Consider the following 19,124-nt stretch of genomic DNA (forward strand, 5'->3'; position numbering starts at 1 on the left):
GCTGCTCTGCTTCATGCTGGTCAACTTCGCGGACAAGGCGGTCCTCGGGCTCGCGGGCCCGGGCATCATGCGCGAGTTCGGCGTCTCCCGGCAGGAGTTCGGGATGGCGCAGGCGGCTTTCTTCGCCCTCTTCTCGGTGTCGGCGCTCGCGGTCTCGGCGCTCACCCGAAGGGTCCGGACGCCGCTGTTGCTCCTGGTGATGGCGCTGCTGTGGTCGGCGGCTCAGCTGCCGATGGTGTGGACCGCGGCCGGTTTCGGCACCCTGGTGGCCACCCGGATCCTGCTGGGCGCGGCGGAGGGGCCCGCGGCGCCGGTGGCCGTCCACCATCTGCACGGCTGGTTCGGCCAGCGGGACCGGACGCTGCCGACGGCGGTCCTGATGGTGGGGGCGGCGGCCGGAGTGGCGGTCGCGGCGCCCGCCCTGTCCGCGGTGATCTCCGCGTGGGGCTGGCGCTGGGCGTTCGGCGCGGTCGGTCTGATCGGGTTCGTCTGGGGCGGCGGTGTGGCGGCGGTACGGCTCCGAGGGGCCGCTGGCGCCGCCGGTGGGGGCCGTACGGGACGGGGCCGCGCGAGACGGGGAGGTCCCGCTGTGGCTGATCCTGCTGAGCGGTACGTTCCTGACCGCCTGCGCCGGCTCCTTCGCCGCGTACTGGCTGATGAGTTCGAAGCTCACCTGGCTGCCGGACCATCTGGAGACGGTCCTCGGCTGGGACACCCACCGGGTGGGCCTCATGGTGGGCGCGGGGGCGATCGCCAACGGCGTGGTCCTGCTCGTCCACGGTCTCGTGGCGCAGCGGGCGGCCCGCCGAGGAAGCCGGGGCCTGCTTCCCGCCGGGGCGGGCGCGGGCGTGCTGCTCCTGCTGTCGGCGGCGGCCGTGACCGTCTTCGCGACGGCCGAGGCCGACTGGCTGCGGGTGCCGATGATGTTCGGCCCGATGGCACTGGCGCTGGTGATGATGACGGTCGGCCAGACGGCCTGCGCCAGGATCACCCCGCCGTCCCAGCGCGGGGTGGTGCTGGGCGCGGTGGTCGGCGTCTTCGCGCTGGGCGGTGTCCTCGCGCCGCTGGTCCTCGGCGGCATCGTGGACGCCGCTGCGACGACGGCCCAGGGCTACGAGAACGGCTGGCTGTTCACTGCGGCCCTGCTGGCCGTGGCCGGGGCGGCGACCACCGCCTTCCTCCGCCCGGAACGCGACGCGCGGCGGCTGGGAGTGCCGGAGACACCACCGGTGGGGGTGCCGGTGGCGCACTAGGCGGAGACCCGGGTCGGGTGAGCCCACTACCCGCCCAGGGCCCGTACCCCCGCGGTGACGGCCACGGCCGCGCCGACGACGACCAGGAAGGGGGCGCGCAGGACCAGGGCGACGGCCGCCGCGGCCACACCGGCCGCGCGCGCGTCCAGGACGACCCCCGAACCCTCCCCGAAGGTCTGCTGGGCGGTCAGCGCCGCGAGCAGGGCGACCGGCAGCAGGGCGGCCAGGCGCTGGACGAGCGGTCGTTCCAGAGCGCCCGCGGGCACCAGGAGACCGAGCAGCTTGACGAGGTAGCAGCCGACGACCGTGAGGCCGATCGCGATCCAGACGGTCATCGGTCGTTCTCCTTGTCCTTCGCGCCCTCGGCCTTCGCTCCCTCGGCCGTGGCGCCCTCGTCGCTCAGGCGGCGCCCCCGCAGCCACAGCACCGCGGGCGCGGCCAGCGCCGCCGCCAGGACCGGGACACCGGCCGGCAGCACGGGCAGCAGCCCGAGGCCGAGCACGACCGCGAGACCGGCCGTGTACCGCTCCGTCGCCGTCTTCAGCATGGGCGCGAGGAGGGCGAGGAAGACGGCGGGTCCCGCCGCGTCCAGACCCCAGGCCTTGGTGTCGCCGATCGCCTCCGCGCCGAGGGCGCCGAGGAGCGTGGTGAGGTTCCACAGGACGTACAGCGTGAGGCCGGTGACGGTGAACCCGATCCGCGCGGCCCGCCTCGTCGGCTGGGCCAGCGCCACGGCGGCCGTCTCGTCGATGACCCACTGCGCGGCGAAGGGCCTGACGGGGCGCGGCAGCGCGAGCAGCTGGGAAAGCCGCAGCCCGTAGAAGGCGTTGCGGGTGCCGAGGAAGAAGGCGCCGGCCGCGGCCGTGAAGGGGTTCCCGCCGGCCGCCAGCGCTCCCACCAACGCGAACTGCGAGGCGCCGGTGAAGACGAGCAGGCTGAGCGCGCAGGTCTGGAGCAGGGTGAGCCCGGATCCGGCGGAGGTGACGCCGAAGGCGAAGCCGGAGAGGCCGACGGCGATCCCGACGCCGAGCGCGTCGCGCACGACCGCCGAGTCCGCCTTGGTCGACTCCCGTATGACTGGGGGTGCTGTCTGTTCTGCCACGTCAGCGACGGTACGGGGGTCGCCCGCGCGCGGTCTTGTACGTTCTTGCGCCCCTGGCCCACGGTCCCCGGCCCATGGTCTCGGGCCCCTCGCCCTCCCCCTGGCTACGACGCCCGCGAGCGCTGGTACGCGCCCGGCGGCACCCCCACGCTCCGTACGAAGTGCCGGCTGAGGTGCGACTGGTCGGTGAAGCCGACCGCGGCGGCCGTCTCCGCCGGTGCCGTCCCGGAGTCGAGGAGCTGGCGGGCCCGCCGCACGCGCGCGTCGGTGAGCCAGGTGTGCGGCGGCATCCCGTACGCGTCCCGGAAGGCCCGCAGCAGGGCGAACGGGCTGGTGCCGAGGTCGGCGGCGAGGCGCTCCAGGGTCGGCGGTTCGGTCATCCGCTCCTCCAGGACGGCACGCGCGCGTGCCGCGTTCCGGGCGCCCGCCGAGCGGGGCGCGAGCGGCGCGATCCGGCCCCCGTGGCTGCGCAGCATCCTCGCCGTCACCAGACGCAGCAGACTGTCGGCGGCCAGCGCGTTGCCCTCCTCGGCGGCGCGGTGGACCCCGATGACGAGCTGGGCGGCGTACGGATCGTCCACGACGGGGTCGGTGAACCCGATGTCGCCGCGGAGCGCGATCGTGTCGGCGGCGATCGACCGGATCAGCGCGGCGTCGGGATAGATCGTGCGGTACGTCCACCCCTCGGGCACGCCCGCGTGCCCGGTGTGCGGGGTGTCGGGGTTGACCAGGGCGATCTGTCCCGGACCCGCGTGCACGAGGTCGTCGCGGTAGTGGAAGGCCTCGACGCCGTCGGTGATCGCCGCGAAGACGAAGGTCTCGTGCGTGTGCCGGGCGAAGGCCTTGCGCACGTAGTGGGCGTGCAGCAGGTCGACGCCGGGCAGCTCCGCGTACCGCCAGTACCGTGCGCGTTCGCCAGTCGCCATGTCCCTATTCTGCGCCACGGGCCGTCTCTCTTCTGCGCCACGGGCCGTCCCTGCCGCGAGCCGGATATCCCCAGGTCCGGGCGGTTGTCAGTGGCTGGGTGCACGATGGGGGGCATGGTCAGGTCCGCGCTCGACTTGTTCTCCCCCGCGACCCGTGGTTGGTTCACCGGGGCCTTCCACGCGCCCACCGCGGCGCAGGAGGGTGCCTGGCAGGCCATCGGCGCGGGCTCGGACGTGCTGGTCGTCGCCCCGACGGGCTCGGGCAAGACCCTCGCCGCCTTCCTCGCCTCCCTGGACCGCCTGGCGTCCGCCCCGCCGCCTGCGGACCCCAAAAAGCGCTGCCGCGTGCTGTACGTCTCGCCGCTGAAGGCCCTGGCCGTCGACGTCGAGCGCAATCTGCGGTCCCCGCTGACCGGCATCCGCCAGGAGTCGGTCCGCCTCGGCCTGCCCGAGCCGGACGTCAAGGTCGGCATCCGCTCCGGTGACACGCCGCCCGCCGAGCGCCGCGCGCTCGCCACGAAGCCGCCGGACATCCTGATCACGACCCCCGAGTCCCTCTTCCTCATGCTGACCTCCGCCACCCGGGACGCGCTCGCCGGGATCGAGACGGTCATCCTGGACGAGGTCCACGCGGTCGCCGGGACGAAGCGCGGCGCGCACCTCGCGCTCTCCCTGGAACGGCTCGACGAGCTGTTGCCGCGCCCGGCCCGCCGGATCGGCCTGTCGGCGACGGTCCGCCCGGTGGACGAAGTCGCCCGCTACCTCTCCCCGCAGCGCAAGGTGGAGATCGTCCAGCCGCCGTCCGGCAAGGAGTTCGACCTGTCCGTCGTCGTCCCGGTCGAGGACATGGGGGAGCTGGGAGGCTCCCCCGCATCGGAGGGCACCGACGGCGGCGACAAGCCCTCGATCTGGCCGCATGTCGAGGAGCGCATCGCCGATCTCGTCCAGGCCCACCGTTCCACGATCGTCTTCGCCAACTCGCGCCGGCTGGCCGAGCGGCTGTGCAACCGGCTCAACGAGATCGCGTACGAGCGCGCCATGGGCGAGCCGCTGCCCGACGACGGCCGGCCACCGGCCGAGATCATGGCGCAGTCGGGGGCCGCGCAGGGCGCGCCCGCGCTCCTCGCCCGCGCCCACCACGGCTCGGTCTCCAAGGAGCAGCGGGCGCAGGTCGAGGAGGACCTGAAGGCGGGCCGGCTGCCCGCCGTGGTGGCCACCTCCAGCCTGGAGCTGGGTATCGACATGGGCGCGGTCGACCTCGTCGTGCAGGTCGAGTCGCCGCCGTCGGTCGCCTCCGGCCTCCAGCGGGTGGGCCGCGCCGGACACCAGGTCGGTGCCGTGTCCACGGGCGTGGTGTTCCCGAAGTACCGGGGCGATCTGGTGCAGGCGGCCGTGGTGACCGAGCGGATGCGCAGCGGCTCCATCGAGTCGATGCGCATCCCGTCCAACCCGCTGGACGTCCTCGCCCAGCAGCTCGTGGCGATGGTCGCCCTGGACACCTGGCAGGTGGACGACCTGCTGGCGGCGGTCCGCAGGGCAGCCCCGTTCGCCTCGCTGCCCGAGTCGGCGTTCACGGCCGTGCTCGACATGCTGGCCGGGCGGTACCCCTCGGACGCCTTCGCCGAGCTGCGCCCGCGCGTGGTCTGGGACCGGGTCGCCGGCACGGTCACCGGCCGCCCGGGCGCGCAGCGGCTCGCCGTCACCTCCGGCGGCACCATCCCCGATCGCGGTCTCTTCGGAGTCTTCCTCGCGGGATCCGACCCCAAGAAGGGGGGCGGCCGGGTCGGCGAGCTGGACGAGGAGATGGTGTACGAGTCCCGGGTCGGCGATGTCTTCACGCTGGGCACGACCTCCTGGCGGATCGAGGACATCACCCGGGACCGGGTCCTGGTCTCCCCCGCTCCCGGGGTGCCGGGCCGGCTGCCGTTCTGGAAGGGCGACCAGCTGGGCCGCCCGCTCGAACTGGGCCGTGCGGTGGGCGCGTTCCTGCGCGAGGTCGGCTCCCTGGAGACCGAGGACGCCCGGCTGCGCCTGGTCGCCGCGGGCCTGGACGCCTGGGCGGCCGACAACGTCCTGGCGTACCTCACCGAGCAGCGCCAGGCCTGCGGCCATGTGCCGGACGACCGGACGATCCTCGTCGAGCGGTTCCGGGACGAGCTGGGTGACTGGCGGGTCGTCATCCACTCCCCCTTCGGGGCCCAGGTGCACGCCCCCTGGGCGCTGGCCCTGGGGGCCAGGCTCGCCGAGCGGTACGGCATGGACGCGCAGGTGATGCACGCCGACGACGGGATCGTGCTCCGGCTGCCGGACGCCGATCTGATGGGCCTCGACCTCCTGGACCAGGAGCCGGTCGATCCCGGACGGCACCTGGACACGACGTTCGACGCGGACCAGGCACCGATCGGCGCGGCGGACGCCCTGTTCGACAAGGGCGAGATCGGTCAGATCGTCACCGACCAGGTCGGCGGATCGGCCCTGTTCGCCTCCCGCTTCCGCGAGTGCGCCGCACGCGCCCTGCTGCTGCCCAAGCGTAATCCGGGCAAGCGCACCCCGCTCTGGCAGCAGCGTCAGCGCGCCGCCCAACTGCTCCAGGTGGCGAGCGAGTTCGGTTCGTTCCCGATCGTCCTGGAGGCGGTCCGCGAGTGTCTCCAGGACGTCTTCGACGTCCCCGGGCTCGAAGAGCTCATGGGGGACATCGAGTCCCGCCGCGTCCGGCTCGTCGAGGTGACGACCCCCGAGCCGTCCCCCTTCGCCCGCTCCCTCCTCTTCGGCTACGTCGCCCAGTTCCTGTACGAGGGCGACTCCCCGCTCGCCGAGCGGCGGGCCGCCGCCCTGTCCCTGGACTCCCGCCTCCTCGCCGAGCTGCTCGGCCGGGCCGAGCTGCGCGAGCTGCTCGACGCCGATGTGCTCACGGAGCTGGAGCGGGAGCTCCAGTGGCTCACCGAGGACCGCCGGATCAAGGACGTCGAGGGAGTGGCCGACGCGCTGCGCGTCCTCGGCCCGCTCACCGAGGCCGAGTTGACCGCGCGGGGCGGCGAGCCCGGCTTGGTCCAGGAGCTGGGCGCGGCACGCCGGGCGATCCCGGTCCGGATCGCGGGCACGGACCACTGGGCGGCGATCGAGGACGCCGGCCGACTGCGGGACGCCCTCGGCACGGCCCTCCCGGTGGGCGTGCCCGAGGCGTTCACGGAGCCGGTCAAGGACCCCCTGGGCGACCTCCTGGCCCGCCATGCCCGCACCCATGGCCCCTTCACGTCCTCCGAGGCCGCCACCCGCTTCGGTCTGGGCCCCGCCGTCACCGAGGGCGCCCTGCAGCGGCTGGCCGCCGCGGGCCGGGTCGTCCAGGGCGAGTTCCACCCCTCCGGGATCGGCCAGGAGTGGTGCGACGCGGCCGTGCTGCGCCGCCTGCGCCGCCGCTCGCTCGCCGCGCTCCGGCACGAACTGGAGCCCGTCCCCCCGACCGCGCTCGCCACCTTCCTCCCCCAGTGGCAGCACCTGGGCAGCAACAGCCTGCGCGGGATCGACGGTCTCGCCCGCGCCGTCGAGCAGCTGCAGGGAGCGCCCGTACCGGCCTCGGCCCTGGAGAAGCTCATCCTGCCGTCCCGGGTCAGGGACTACTCCCCCGCGCTTCTCGACGAGCTGACCACGACCGGCGAGGTCGTCTGGGCCGGTGCGGGAGCCCTCCCCGGCAAGGACGGCTGGATCTCCCTCTATCTCGCCGACGCGGCCCCCCTGTTGCTCCCGCAGCCGCATCCGCTGGAGCAGACCGCGCTCCACGAGTCCGTGCTCACCACCCTGTCCGGCGGCTACGGCCTGTTCTTCCGCCAGATCGCCGACCAGATCAGGGCCACCACCCACCCGGACGCCACCGACCCCCAACTGGCCGACGCCCTCTGGGACCTGGCCTGGTCGGGTCGGCTCACCAACGACACGCTCGCCCCGCTGCGCTCCCTCCTCGGCTCGGGCCGCACGGCGGGGTCGACGGCCCACCGCGCCAAGCGGACCGTCCCACGCGGCCGTTACGGCACACTCACCGCCGCCGCCCGGCCCGCGTCCCGGACGGGTCCGCCCACCGTCAGCGGACGCTGGTCGCTGCTCCCGCCCGCCGAACCGGAACCGACCCACCGCGCCCACGCGCTCGCCCGCACCCTGCTCGACCGACACGGGGTGGTCACCCGGGGCGCCGTCGCCGCCGAAGGGGTCGAGGGCGGATTCTCCGCGACGTACCGCATCCTGTCCGCCTTCGAGGACAGCGGGCAGGCCCGCCGCGGCTATGTGGTGGAGGGCCTCGGCGCCGCCCAGTTCGCCATGGACGGGGCCGTGGACCGGCTCCGCGCGGCGGCGACCGCCCGGGACCGCGGCGTGGAGGCGGGCGCGGGCCCCCGCGCGGTGGTCCTTGCCGCCGCCGATCCGGCCAACGCGTACGGAGCGGCGCTGCCCTGGCCCGAGCCGCCGAGCGGCGCGGGTCACAAGCCCGGCCGGAAGGCGGGGTCCATGGTGGTCCTGGTCGACGGGGAGCTGACGCTCTATATGGAGCGCGGCGGCAAGTCCCTGCTGTGCTGGCCGGACGATCCCGAGGACCCGGCGCTCAGAGCCGCGGCCGAGGCCCTGGCGGCGGCCGCCCTGGCGGGCTCGCTCGGTACGGTCACGGTGGAGCGCGTCAACGCAGCCACGGCCCTCACCTCCCCCCTCGCCCGCGCGCTCGAGACCGCCGGTTTCCACGCCACCCCGAGAGGACTGCGCCTTCGCCCGTAGGGAGGCCCCCGTGGAGCCATGTCCGTGGGAAGCCCCCCGTGGAGCCATGTCCGTAGGAGGCCCCTCGCGGCGCCAGGACCCTAGCGGGCCCTAGGCCCCAAGCGGGCCCCTCGTGGAGCCATGCCGGCAGGAGGCTCATCATGGAGCCATGCCCGAAGGAGACACGGTCTGGCAGACCGCCCGCCGCCTGCACACGGCGCTGGCCGGCCGCGTCCTGACCCGGTCGGATCTGCGGGTGCCCCGCTTCGCCACCGCCGACCTCACCGGTCGCTCCGTCCTGGACGTGACGCCGCGCGGCAAGCACCTCCTGGCCCGGATCGACGGCGGGCTGACCCTCCACTCCCATCTCCGGATGGAGGGTGCCTGGCGAGTGTTCGCCACCGGTGAGCGCTGGAGCGGGGGCCCCGCACACCAGATCCGGGCGATCCTCGCCAACGCCGAGCACACCGCCGTCGGCTACCGCCTCCCGGTCCTGGAGCTGATCCGTACGGCCGAGGAGCAGGACGTGGTCGGCCATCTGGGCCCGGACCTGCTCGGCCCGGACTGGGATCCGGCGGAGGCCGTCCGCCGCCTCACCGCCGACCCCGAGCGCTCCCTCGGCGAGGCCCTCCTCGACCAGCGGAACCTCGCGGGCATCGGCAACGTGTACAAGTCCGAGCTGGCGTTCCTCGCCTCCGTCACACCCTGGCTCCCGGTGGGCGCGCTCCCGCCCGGCATCCCCGAGCGCCTGGTCGCCACCGCGCACCGCCTCCTGGAGGCGAACAAGGACCGCCCGGACCGGCGCACCACCACGACCCGCCACCCCGCGCAGCACCTCTATGTGTACGGCCGCGAGCACCGCCCCTGCCTGCGCTGCGGCACCGCCGTGCACCGCGCCGAGCTGGGAGACCGCGTCACGTACTGGTGCCCGGGCTGCCAGCGCGGCCCCTCGGCCTGACCCGGGCCTCGCCCGGTAAGTCACCTCACACCAATTGACGGACCGTCAGATCCGGTCGTACGGTCCGGTCATGGCCCTCACGGCGTACGACTTCACCGGCCGCACCGCCTTCGTCACCGGAGCCGCGAGCGGCATCGGCCGCGCCACCGCCACGCTCCTGGCCCAGGCGGGCGCCACCGTCCACTGCGCGGACCGGGACGAACTCGGCCTCCACGAGACCGCGAAACTGGTCTCCGAGCGCGGCGGTACCGCACACGTCCATGTACTCGACGTCACCGACCGCCGCGCACTCGCCGCGGCCGTCGCCGGCGCGGCGCCGCTCGACACGATGGTCGCCGTCGCCGGAATCATGCACACGAGCACCGTCCTGGAGACCCGCGACGAGGACCTGGACCGCGTCCTCGCGGTCAATTTCAAGGGCGTCCTGTACGCCTGCCAGGAGGCGGCCCGCTCGATGATCACAACCGGCACCCGCGGCTCCATCGTCACGATGGCCTCGGGCGCCATGGACACCGCGAGCCCCGGCCTGCTCTGCTACAGCGTCACGAAGGCCGCCGTCGTCCAGCTGACCAAGACGCTGGCCACCGAGGTCGGCCGGCACGGCATCCGGGTCAACGCGATCGCCCCGGGCTGGATCCGTACGCCCATGACCGACCGGCACGAACCGGCGGCCCAGGAGCAGGCGGAGGCGGCCATGGCCCGCCGTTCCCCCCTGGGCCGGGTGGGCGAACCGCAGGACATCGCGCATGCGGTCCTCCACCTCGCGTCCGACGCCGCCGCCTTCACGACGGGTCAGATCCTCCGCCCCAACGGCGGCGTCGCGATGCCCTGGTGACCCGCGAGGCACCCCCCGTACCCCGCCCGGCCCGCCCGGCACCCCCCGTACGCCGCACGCCCCGTCCAGGACCCCCCGTACCCCGCACGACCCGCCCGGCGCGCGCCGACCCCGCCCGGGTCCGGCCACGCGTCCGGCCGCCCACGGCGGCGGACGCCGTCACGTGCACCGGCAGCAGACTCAGCCCCCAGCCACCGGCCGCGACCGCCCCCTCCACCAGCCCCGCCTGCTCGGGAACCAGCACCAGCCGCAGCACCGCCCACCACCACAGCCCGCCGGCCGCCAGACCGCCCGTCACCCACCCGAGCGTCACCAGCGCAACCCGTCGCCGTACCATGGCCGCCTCCTGCGCTCGACGCTAGACCGGCCGTATCACCCGGCGGGAGGGCGCACGAGAGGCAGCCCCGGCGCACGAGCCGCACAGCGCGGGCGCCACGCTAGGCGCTCTCCGCCTGGAACATCCAGGCGTGCTTCTCGAGATCGGCCGTCAGACCGATCAGTACGTCCTGGCTGACCGGGTCGGGATCGCCGGTCTCCTGGATGCGCTCGCGCATCCCCACGATCACCGCGTCGAGCGCCTGGACCAGGATCGCCACCGCGTCCTGGTCCTTGATCCAGCCGTTCGCGACCTCGACCGCCCCCACCGCGCTCGTCGAGGCGACCGTCGCGGCTCGCCCGTCCGGGTTCACGCCGATCGCCGAGGCACGCTCGGCGACGATGTCGGAGTGCTGACGGGCGGTGAGCACGACCTCGTCGAGCTGCAGATGGATCGACCGGAACCGGGGCCCCACCACGTTCCAGTGCACCTGCTTCGCGACCAGGGCCAGATCGACGAGGTCGACCAGCGCACCCTGCAGAGCGGAGCCGACCGTCTTCAGGTCGGCGTCGGACAGGGGGCTCTTGACGACAGACATACGGAATCTCCAACCAGTCGTACGTGCTCCCCACGATGCACGAACCACGAAGTCGGGGCATCTCGGAACAATCTGTAATCAGAACCGCGAAAGGCCGGAGAGAAAGCCTGAAACCACCGAGAGAACGACGAAAGCCCCGTCCGATGTCCGTCCAGGACACCGACGGGGCTTCGCCCACTTCGGATCAGGCAGCGACGACGTCCACCGCTTCTGCGGGCGCCTTGATGGTCACCCGCTCGGTGGGCACACCTGCCACCGACGTCACCGACACCGAATTGAGCATCGGGCGTACCGGCGCCGGCACCGGTTCGCTCGCCGCTGCCGACTCGGCCAGTTCGGCCAGCGACAGCTCGTCGCTCACTTCACGCATGAGCTCGGACATCCGTACGTCAAGCGCGTCGCAGATCGCGGAGAGCAGCTCGGAGGAAGCCTCCTTCTGCCCCCGCTCCACCTCGGAGAGATAGCCGAGCGAAACTCGGGCGGACGAGGAGACTTCGCGCAGAGTACGGCCCTGGCGCTGGCGCTGCCGACGCAGCACGTCACCCAACAGGCGACGGAGCAGAATCATCGGTGGCTCCCTCCTCGGACCGCGTAGCCGCATCCTTCACGCCCCACCGTACCGCCTCGCGCTGCGGCCGTGCGGGGAGCGATGTCGTGTTCACTCAGGGCTGCAAACATCAATTCCCCCCGTTCTGTTCCGTATCCTGTGCCCGCCCATTTCCCGAGAGTTCGTCGCCGAGCAGGTCCAGCACGCTCCGGACGCTCTCTCTACGGATTTCCGCACGGTCGCCGTTCAACCGCAACGCGACGACTTTCCCGGCCCCCACGGGCCCCGCCACCGCCACGTACACCGTGCCGACGGGCTGGCCGTCCTGCGGATCGGGACCGGCGACACCGGTCGTCGCGAGGCCCCAGTCGGCGCCGAGCCTGACCCGCGCACCCACCGCCATCTGCAGTGCCACCTCGGGATCCACCGCCCCGTGCTCACCGAGCAGGAACTCGTCGACCCCCAGGAGATCCCGCTTCAGGGCCGTGGCGTAGGCGGTGACGGACCCGCGGAAGACCTTCGACGCACCTGGTACGGACGTGAGCTCCGCGGCCACCAGACCGCCCGTGAGGGACTCCGCGGCGGCGAGGCTCTGACCACGCTCCGCCAGCAGCTCCAGCACGCGGGCGGCCCGGTTCATCGCGCCGACCCCGCAGCGGGCCCCGCCGTCGGGGCGTCGCTCGTGGGCGCCCCGGAGGCCGTCGGCCCGTTCGCCGGCCCCGGAACGGGCTGCGCGGCGCTCCCCGCGCCCGCACGCCCCTCGGAGTCACCGGAAGCCGCGGAAGCCGGAGAGGAAGCCGAGGAACGGGCGGCCCGCTCCTCCGCGAGCCCCCTGCGCCGCAGCACGATCGCCTGCCGGACGTAATCCAGACCGGTGACGACCGTCAGCACGACGGCCACCGCCATCACCCACCAGCGCAACGTCGCGAGTGGACCGGTCAGCACCAGCACGTACATGCCGACCGCCGTACCCTGCGCCAAGGTCTTCATCTTGCCGCCGCGACTGGCCGGAATCACCCCGTGCCGGATCACCCAGAACCGCATCAGCGTGATCCCGAGCTCTCGCGCGAGGATCACGACCGTCACCCACCACGGCAGGTCCCCGAGCGACGACAGACAGATGAGACCGGCCGCCATGATCGCCTTGTCGGCGATCGGGTCGGCGATCTTCCCGAAGTCCGTGACCAGGTTGTACGTCCGCGCCAGATGGCCGTCGAAGACGTCCGTGATCATGGCGACGGCGAACGCGGCCCACGCCCAGGCACGCCAGACGGGGTCGTGCCCGCCGTCCTGGAGCAGCAGCACCACGAAGGCCGGCACGAGCACCAGACGGACCATGGTGAGGATGTTGGCGATGTTCCACAGGCTGGCCTGATCGACCGCCGCGGAGCCCAGCTTGCCGCCGGGCGCGGGCCTACCGGTCCCGCCCGCCGCGGATGCCGGGACTCCGGTCATCTGCCCGCCTCCTCGAAACTCCCGGGGGTCTGGGGGTCGCTCCCCAGAGATCCGCAGTACTCGGCCACCAGGTCGACGCCTTCCGTCGCCACGACCTTCGCCTCGACCATACGGCCAGGAGTCAGCTCCAGGCTCGCGGCGGAGTCCGCGGTGATGACGACCTGGCCGTCCGTCTCCGGCGCCTGGTGCGCCGCGCGGCCGATCACGCCGTCCTCCTCGTCGACCGATTCGACCAGTACTTCCAGGGTCTCTCCGATCCGCTCCTCCGCACGCTGGGCGGTGAGCTCCTCGGCGAGCCGGGAGAGGTGGGCGAGCCGCTCGTCGACGACCTCCTGGTCGAGCTTGTGCTCGTACGTGGCGGCCTCGGTGCCGTCCTCGTCGGAGTAGCCGAAGACACCGATGGCGTCGAGCCGGGCGTGCGTGACGAAGCGTTCCAGCTCAGCGAAGTCCGCCTCGGTCTCGCCGGGGAAGCCGACGATGAAGTTGGACCGGGCACCGGCCAGCGGGGCCTTGCCGCGGATGGTCTCCAGAAGGTCCAGGAAGCGGTCGGTGTCGCCGAAGCGGCGCATGGCCCGCAGCACGTCGGGGGCGCTGTGCTGGAAGGACAGGTCGAAGTACGGGGCGACCTTCTCCGTCGAGGTCAGGACGTCGATCAGGCCGGGCCGCATCTCGGCGGGCTGGAGGTAGCTGACCCGGATCCGCTCGATGCCGTCGACGGCCGCGAGCTCGGGCAGGAGGCTCTCCAGGAGGCGGATGTCGCCCAGGTCCTTGCCGTACGAGGTGTTGTTCTCGGAGACCAGCATGACCTCCTTGACCCCCTGCTCGGCGAGCCAGCGCGTCTCGTTGAGGACGTCGGAGGGCCGCCGCGAGACGAAGGAGCCGCGGAAGGACGGGATGGCGCAGAACGAGCACCGGCGGTCGCAGCCGGAGGCGAGCTTCACCGAGGCGACGGGGCTGCGGTCCAGGCGGCGGCGGAGCGGGGCGCGCGGCCCGGAGGCCGGCGCGAGCCCCTCGGGCAGGTCGGCCGGCACGTTCTCGGGCGCCTCGACGGGCGCTGCGCCCGCCGCGGGAGCCTCGGCGGGCGCGCCGTGGCCCGGCAGGGAGATCGCGGCGGCGGCCTGCTGGCGCTCCACGGGGGACAGCGGTAGCAGCTTGCGGCGGTCGCGCGGGGTGTGGGCCTCCACGCTGCCGCCGCTGAGGATGGTCTGGAGCCGGTTGGAGATGTCGGCGTAGTCGTCGAAGCCGAGCACACCGTCGGCCTCGGGGAGGGCGTCGGCGAGTTCCTTGCCGTATCGCTCGGCCATGCAGCCGACCGCGACGACGGCCTGGGTCTTGCCGTGATCCTTCAGATCATTGGCTTCGAGGAGGGCGTCGACGGAGTCCTTCTTGGCGGCCTCGACGAATCCACAGGTGTTGACGACGGCGACATCGGCTTCCCCGGCGTTCTCGACGAGCTCCCAGCCGTCCGCTGCCAAGCGGCCTGCGAGCTCCTCCGAGTCCACCTCGTTACGGGCGCAGCCAAGAGTGACAAGGGCGACGGTACGGCGTTCGGGCATGGACTCAAGACTACTTCGTCCCGGCCGTACCCCCGCCGCGCAGGGTTCACCTGCGCGACGGTCGCCCGGGGGATCATCCGGCCTCGGGGTCGCCCTTGGCGTAGGAGAGCCGCTCGACGGCACCAGATTCGAACTTCTCTTCGATCTTCTTGCCGTTCACGAAGAGCTCGATCGCGCCGGCGTTGCCGAGGATCAGGTCGACGCGCTCGTCGTCCTGGAAGGTCTTGGACTCGCCCTCGAGGAGGAGCCCGTCGAAGAGCAGCTTCCCGTTGCTCGACTTGGCCGAGATCCAGCTCTTGTCGTCGAGGGCGGTCAGCTTGACGGTGACCTTGTCCTTCGGCACCGCGGCGATGGCGCTCGGCACCGGCTGGGGGGCGGTCTTGGTCGGTTTGGCGGTCGGCGTGACGGGCTTCTTCTCCGGAGCCGGGCCCTCGGCGACGGCGCCGGCGCCGTCCTTCGTCTCGGTCCCGTTGAACATCGTGAAGCCGACGAACCCGACGACGGCGACGATCGCGGCCACCATCGCCGCGGTCCAGTTGGGTCGGCGCGGCTCGGGGCGGATGCGTTCCGCCTCGAACAGCGGCGCCGCGGGGGTGGGCGCGGGCCGTCCGCCGTGGTCGGCGTCGTACTGCTCGATCAGTGGCGCGGGATCGAGTCCGACGGCGCGGGCGAGCGTACGGATGTGCCCGCGGGCGTAGACGTCGCCACCGCAGCGGGAGAAGTCGTCCTCCTCGATCGCGTGCACGATCGGGATGCGGACCCGCGTGGAAGCACTGACCTCGTCGACGGTGAGACCGGCGGCGATCCGGCCCTGCTGGAGGGCACGACCGATCGAATCCCGGTCGTCTGCCGGGGAGTTCCGGTCGTCTTCGGGGGATTCGGGGGAGTTGCCGATGGACACGAGAGCGCCTTTCGAGCGTGTAACCACCTGCTGGACGTTCAGTCTATGGGTGGTACGAAAGGGTGGGGCAACCGGGCGGACGCTGTTTGTACGCCATGAGGCTGGGACATCCTTCTGTCCCTCCCTCCAACTTGACGTACGGCCAAGGGAAACGGTTGCCCAAGTTCCCTTACGAGTGAGTCTCGGCCGGGTCTCGTTATGGCCAGGCAGCCGCCCGGCTACTCCGTACTCTCCCCCCGGATGACGGCGAGTACCCCGTCCAGCTCGTCCGGCTTGACGAGCACGTCCCGCGCCTTCGACCCCTCGCTCGGGCCGACGATGTTGCGCGACTCCATCAGGTCCATCAGCCGGCCGGCCTTGGCGAAGCCGACCCGCAGTTTGCGCTGGAGCATCGAGGTGGAGCCGAACTGGGTGGAGACGACCAGCTCGGCGGCCTGGCAGAGCAGGTCCAGGTCGTCGCCGATCTCCTCGTCGATCTCCTTCTTCTGCTTGGTGCCGACGGTGACGTCGTCCCGGAAGACCGGCGCCATCTGGTCCTTGCAGTGCTGGACCACGGCCGCGACCTCGGCCTCCGTGACGAAGGCGCCCTGCATACGGACGGGCTTGTTCGCACCCATCGGCAGGAACAGTCCGTCACCCTTGCCGATGAGCTTCTCGGCGCCGGGCTGGTCGAGGATGACCCGGCTGTCGGCGAGCGAGGAGGTCGCGAAGGCGAGCCGGGAGGGCACGTTCGCCTTGATCAGACCGGTCACCACGTCCACCGAGGGCCGCTGGGTGGCGAGCACCAGGTGGATGCCGGCCGCGCGCGCCAACTGGGTGATCCGGACGATGGCGTCCTCGACGTCCCGGGGCGCGACCATCATCAGGTCGGCCAGCTCGTCCACGATCACCAGCAGGTACGGGTACGGCTTCAGCTCGCGCTCGCTGCCCTCGGGCAGCTTGACCTTGCCGTTGCGGATGGCCTCGTTGAAGTCGTCGATGTGGCGGAAGCCGAACGCGGCCAGGTCGTCGTAGCGCAGGTCCATCTCGCGCACGACCCACTGCAGCGCCTCGGCGGCCCGCTTGGGGTTGGTGATGATCGGCGTGATCAGGTGCGGGATGCCCTCGTACGCGGTGAGCTCGACCCGCTTGGGGTCGACGAGCACCATCCGGACGTCCTCGGGGGTCGCTCTTATCATGATCGACGTGATCAGGCAGTTGATGCACGAGGACTTTCCGGAGCCCGTGGCACCGGCGACCAGGACGTGCGGCATCTTCGCCAGGTTGGCCATCTCGTAGCCGCCCTCGACGTTCTTGCCGAGCGCGACCAGCATCGGGTGGTCGTCCTCGGCCGCCGCGGCGAGCCGCAGCACGTCGCCGAGGTTGACCATCTCCCGGTCGGAGTTCGGGATCTCGATGCCGACCGCGGACTTCCCGGGGATCGGCGAGATGATCCGCACGTCCGGGGAGGCCACGGCGTACGCGATGTTCTTGGTCAGGGCCGTGATCTTCTCGACCTTCACGGCCGGGCCGAGCTCGACCTCGTACCGCGTGACCGTCGGCCCGCGCGTGAAGCCGGTGACGGCCGCGTCGACCTTGAACTCGGTGAAGACGTTGGAGAGCGAGTCCACCACGGCGTCGTTCGCCGCGCTGCGCGTCTTGCCGGGCCCGCCGCGCTCCAGGAGGTCCAGCGAGGGCAGCGCGTACGTGATGTCCCCGGACAGCTGGAGCTGCTCCGCGCGCGGCGGCAGCTCGGTGTGCTCCGGCGCGGGCTTGGTGAGGTCCGGTACGGAGCCGGGCAGGCGGCCGGCCTTCTCGGCGCGGGCACCCGGCACCGGCCGGGCCGACGGAGCCTCGGCCTCGTCCGCCCTGGCGGCTTCGGCGGCGGCCGCGGCGACCGCCGCCGCCCGCTCCGCGGTGACGTCCCGGGTCAGGCCGGCGACCAGCGGGGAGGGCGGCATGCCGTTGAGCACGGCGCCGTCGAGGGCGGCGGCCGCCGCGGCGGCCACGTCCACCGCGTCCATGGGCCGGTCGAAGGCGGGCTGCACCGAGGGCCTGCGCGGCCGCTTGCGCCGGGTGAGCGCCTCCTCCTCGGCCTGGTCGACGTCGTACACCTGCGAGGCACCGGAGGGCGTGCGCCGGGCGCGCGCACCCGGCTGCGGGTCGCCCTCCCGCGCCTCGCGCGCCCCGCGCCAGTCGTCCCCGTAGGCCTCCTCGTCGGCCTCCGGGTCGTACGCCGGCTCGACCAGGCCCAGCCGGGCGCCGAGCGCGCGCAGCCGCTGCGGGATGGCGTTGACGGGGGTCGCGGTGACGACGAGCAGGCCGAAGATCGTGAGCAGCACGAGCAGCGGTACGGCGAGGACCTCGCCGGTCATGAAGATCAGCGGCTTGGACGCCGCCCAGCCGATGAGCCCACCGGCGTCCTGCATGGCCTCGGTGCCCTCGCCCCGGCCGGGCGAGCCGCAGGCGATGTGGACCTGTCCGAGCACCCCGATGACGAGGGCGGACAGACCGATGACGATCCGGCCGTTGGCCTCGGGCTTCTCCGGGTACAGGATCAGCCGGACGCCGATCGCGCCGACCAGCAGCGGCACGAGCAGGTCGAGGCGGCCGAACGCCCCGGTGACGAGCATCTCGACGAGGTCGCCGACCGGGCCCCGGAGGTTGGACCAGGTACCGGCGGCGACGACCAGGGCGACGCCGAGCAGCAGCAGCGCCAGGCCGTCCTTGCGGTGCGCGGGGTCGAGCCCCTTCGCTCCGCGCCCTATCCCCCGGAACAGCGCCCCCACGCCGTGCGCGAGCCCGAGCCAGAGCCCGCGCGCGAGCCGGTACACGCCCCCGGTCGGGGACGGCGCGGGCTTGGGCGCCGGCTTCTTCGCGGCGGCCTTCTTGGCGGGCGCGCGCTTGGCGGGCACGGCTTTCTTCGCCGCGGTCTTCTTCGCGGGCGGCTTGGCGGGCGCCGCTTTCTTCGCGGCGCCGCTCGTACGGCCGGCGCGCGGCTTCGCGGTGCCCGCCGCGCCCTGGGAACCCTTGCCGGACGTACGTGAGGCCATGATGCTGAGGTTACCGGTGTGAGCCGCGTCGGACACGTGCCCATCCGGGCTCACCCGTTCGTGTCGTCCTTACGAGGGCGTGAAACTGACGCCCGCTCACCGCGGGCGCCCACACCTTGACGCCACGTCAGCTCTGCGAGGGCAGCACGGACGGTCCGCCCGCACCGGGCTCCAGGGCGTCCAGAGCCCGCCGCAGCCCCGTGAGCTTGCGCTCCAGATGGGCGGCGGTCGCGACGGCCGCGGCGTCCGCCGAGTCGTCGTCGAGCTGCTTGGACAGCGCCTCGGCCTGCTCCTCGACCGCCGCGAGACGGGCGGAGAGCTCGGCGAGCAGTCCTGCCGACTCCTTGGCGTGGCCGCCGGAACCGCCGCCCTCCAGCTGGAGCCGGAGCAGCGCGGCCTGTTCGCGCAGCTGGCAGTTCTTCATGTACAGCTCTACGAAGACCGAGACCTTGGCGCGCAGCACCCACGGGTCGAACGGCTTGGAGATGTAGTCGACCGCGCCCGCCGCGTACCCGCGGAAGGTGTGGTGCGGTCCGTGGTTGATCGCGGTGAGGAAGATGATCGGGATGTCCCGGGTCCGCTCGCGCCGCTTGATGTGCGCGGCCGTCTCGAACCCGTCCATGCCCGGCATCTGGACATCCAGCAGAATGACCGCGAAGTCATCGGTCAGCAGCGCCTTGAGCGCTTCCTCCCCGGACGATGCCCGCACCAGCGTCTGATCGAGCGCGGAGAGAATGGCCTCCAACGCCAGCAGATTCTCCGGCCGGTCATCGACCAGGAGGATCTTGGCCTTCTGCACCATGCCCCGTCCTCCTCGCCCCGGCATCGGCTCTCCCCGACTCGCCGAGCCGGGGGAAGCACCGGGCGCCGCCCCAGAAGACGACTCCCATGCGCCGTCCGTCCTTGTGCCG

General features: G+C 72.8%; 15 protein-coding genes and 1 pseudogene. 5 read left to right on the forward strand and 11 right to left on the reverse strand.

Features of this window, described 5'->3' with window-relative positions; translation table 11 throughout:
• Positions 1-13 precede the first annotated feature (13 nt).
• Positions 14-448 (forward strand): annotated as a pseudogene (locus ACF09C_RS35795) (MFS transporter); the annotation flags it as partial.
• A gap of 52 nt (positions 449-500) precedes the next feature.
• Positions 501-1,253 (forward strand): MFS transporter, encoded by a 753-nt coding sequence (locus tag ACF09C_RS35800; protein ID WP_392097637.1) that lies wholly within the window; start codon positions 501-503, stop codon positions 1,251-1,253.
• Positions 1,254-1,279: 26 nt separating this feature from the next.
• Here the strand turns inward: ACF09C_RS35800 and ACF09C_RS35805 are convergent, their stop codons facing one another.
• From ACF09C_RS35805 to ACF09C_RS35815, 3 genes are all read right to left on the reverse strand, one after another.
• Entirely contained in the window at positions 1,280-1,588 is a 309-nt protein-coding gene (locus tag ACF09C_RS35805) for an AzlD domain-containing protein (RefSeq protein WP_392097639.1), read from the reverse strand.
• On the reverse strand, positions 1,585-2,355 hold the full coding sequence (locus tag ACF09C_RS35810; protein WP_392097640.1) for an AzlC family ABC transporter permease: 771 nt from the start codon (positions 2,353-2,355) through the stop codon (positions 1,585-1,587). The genes ACF09C_RS35805 and ACF09C_RS35810 overlap by 4 nt, the downstream gene beginning before the upstream one ends.
• Positions 2,356-2,459: 104 nt before the next feature.
• Positions 2,460-3,281: an AraC family transcriptional regulator gene (locus ACF09C_RS35815; protein ID WP_392097642.1), complete on the reverse strand. Its 822-nt coding sequence runs from the start codon at positions 3,279-3,281 to the stop codon at positions 2,460-2,462.
• Between the two features lie 114 nt (positions 3,282-3,395).
• Here ACF09C_RS35815 and ACF09C_RS35820 point away from each other — a divergent pair, with 114 nt between their 5' ends.
• The 3 genes from ACF09C_RS35820 (at position 3,396) to ACF09C_RS35830 (ending at position 9,808) form a co-directional block, all read left to right on the forward strand.
• On the forward strand, positions 3,396-8,036 hold the full coding sequence (locus ACF09C_RS35820) for an ATP-dependent helicase (RefSeq protein ID WP_392097643.1): 4,641 nt from the start codon (positions 3,396-3,398) through the stop codon (positions 8,034-8,036).
• A 148-nt stretch (positions 8,037-8,184) separates the two neighbouring features.
• Positions 8,185-8,973 (forward strand): DNA-formamidopyrimidine glycosylase family protein, encoded by a 789-nt coding sequence (locus ACF09C_RS35825; protein ID WP_392097645.1) that lies wholly within the window; start codon positions 8,185-8,187, stop codon positions 8,971-8,973.
• Positions 8,974-9,043: 70 nt separating this feature from the next.
• Entirely contained in the window at positions 9,044-9,808 is a 765-nt protein-coding gene (locus ACF09C_RS35830) for an SDR family NAD(P)-dependent oxidoreductase (protein WP_392097646.1), read from the forward strand.
• Positions 9,809-10,245: 437 nt separating this feature from the next.
• Here ACF09C_RS35830 and ACF09C_RS35835 read toward each other — a convergent pair whose 3' ends face one another.
• The 8 genes from ACF09C_RS35835 to ACF09C_RS35870 form a co-directional block, all read right to left on the reverse strand.
• Positions 10,246-10,722 (reverse strand): Dps family protein, encoded by a 477-nt coding sequence (locus ACF09C_RS35835; RefSeq protein WP_392097648.1) that lies wholly within the window; start codon positions 10,720-10,722, stop codon positions 10,246-10,248.
• Between the two features lie 184 nt (positions 10,723-10,906).
• Positions 10,907-11,290 carry a helix-turn-helix domain-containing protein gene (locus tag ACF09C_RS35840; protein ID WP_019889909.1) on the reverse strand — a complete coding sequence of 128 codons (384 nt, stop codon included), beginning with the start codon at positions 11,288-11,290 and terminating at the stop codon, positions 10,907-10,909.
• A 109-nt stretch (positions 11,291-11,399) separates the two neighbouring features.
• Complete coding sequence (locus ACF09C_RS35845; protein WP_362424861.1) at positions 11,400-11,909, reverse strand: CinA family protein; 510 nt, start codon at positions 11,907-11,909, stop codon at positions 11,400-11,402.
• Positions 11,906-12,724: a CDP-diacylglycerol--glycerol-3-phosphate 3-phosphatidyltransferase gene (gene pgsA / locus ACF09C_RS35850; protein ID WP_392097651.1), complete on the reverse strand. Its 819-nt coding sequence runs from the start codon at positions 12,722-12,724 to the stop codon at positions 11,906-11,908. Before pgsA ends, ACF09C_RS35845 begins: the two co-directional genes overlap by 4 nt.
• A complete protein-coding gene (gene rimO, locus ACF09C_RS35855; RefSeq protein ID WP_392097652.1) occupies positions 12,721-14,280 on the reverse strand; it encodes a 30S ribosomal protein S12 methylthiotransferase RimO in 1,560 nt (519 codons plus the stop codon). The genes pgsA and rimO overlap by 4 nt, the downstream gene beginning before the upstream one ends.
• A gap of 73 nt (positions 14,281-14,353) precedes the next feature.
• On the reverse strand, positions 14,354-15,181 hold the full coding sequence (locus ACF09C_RS35860; RefSeq protein ID WP_392097654.1) for a helix-turn-helix domain-containing protein: 828 nt from the start codon (positions 15,179-15,181) through the stop codon (positions 14,354-14,356).
• 218 nt (positions 15,182-15,399) lie between these two features.
• Complete coding sequence (locus tag ACF09C_RS35865; RefSeq protein ID WP_392097656.1) at positions 15,400-18,213, reverse strand: DNA translocase FtsK; 2,814 nt, start codon at positions 18,211-18,213, stop codon at positions 15,400-15,402.
• 127 nt (positions 18,214-18,340) lie between these two features.
• Positions 18,341-19,015 (reverse strand): response regulator, encoded by a 675-nt coding sequence (locus ACF09C_RS35870; RefSeq protein WP_362429098.1) that lies wholly within the window; start codon positions 19,013-19,015, stop codon positions 18,341-18,343.
• Between the last annotated feature and the right edge of the window lie 109 nt (positions 19,016-19,124).

The sequence above is a fragment of the Streptomyces sp. NPDC014870 genome, from assembly GCF_043081505.1.
Classification (GTDB): domain Bacteria; phylum Actinomycetota; class Actinomycetes; order Streptomycetales; family Streptomycetaceae; genus Streptomyces.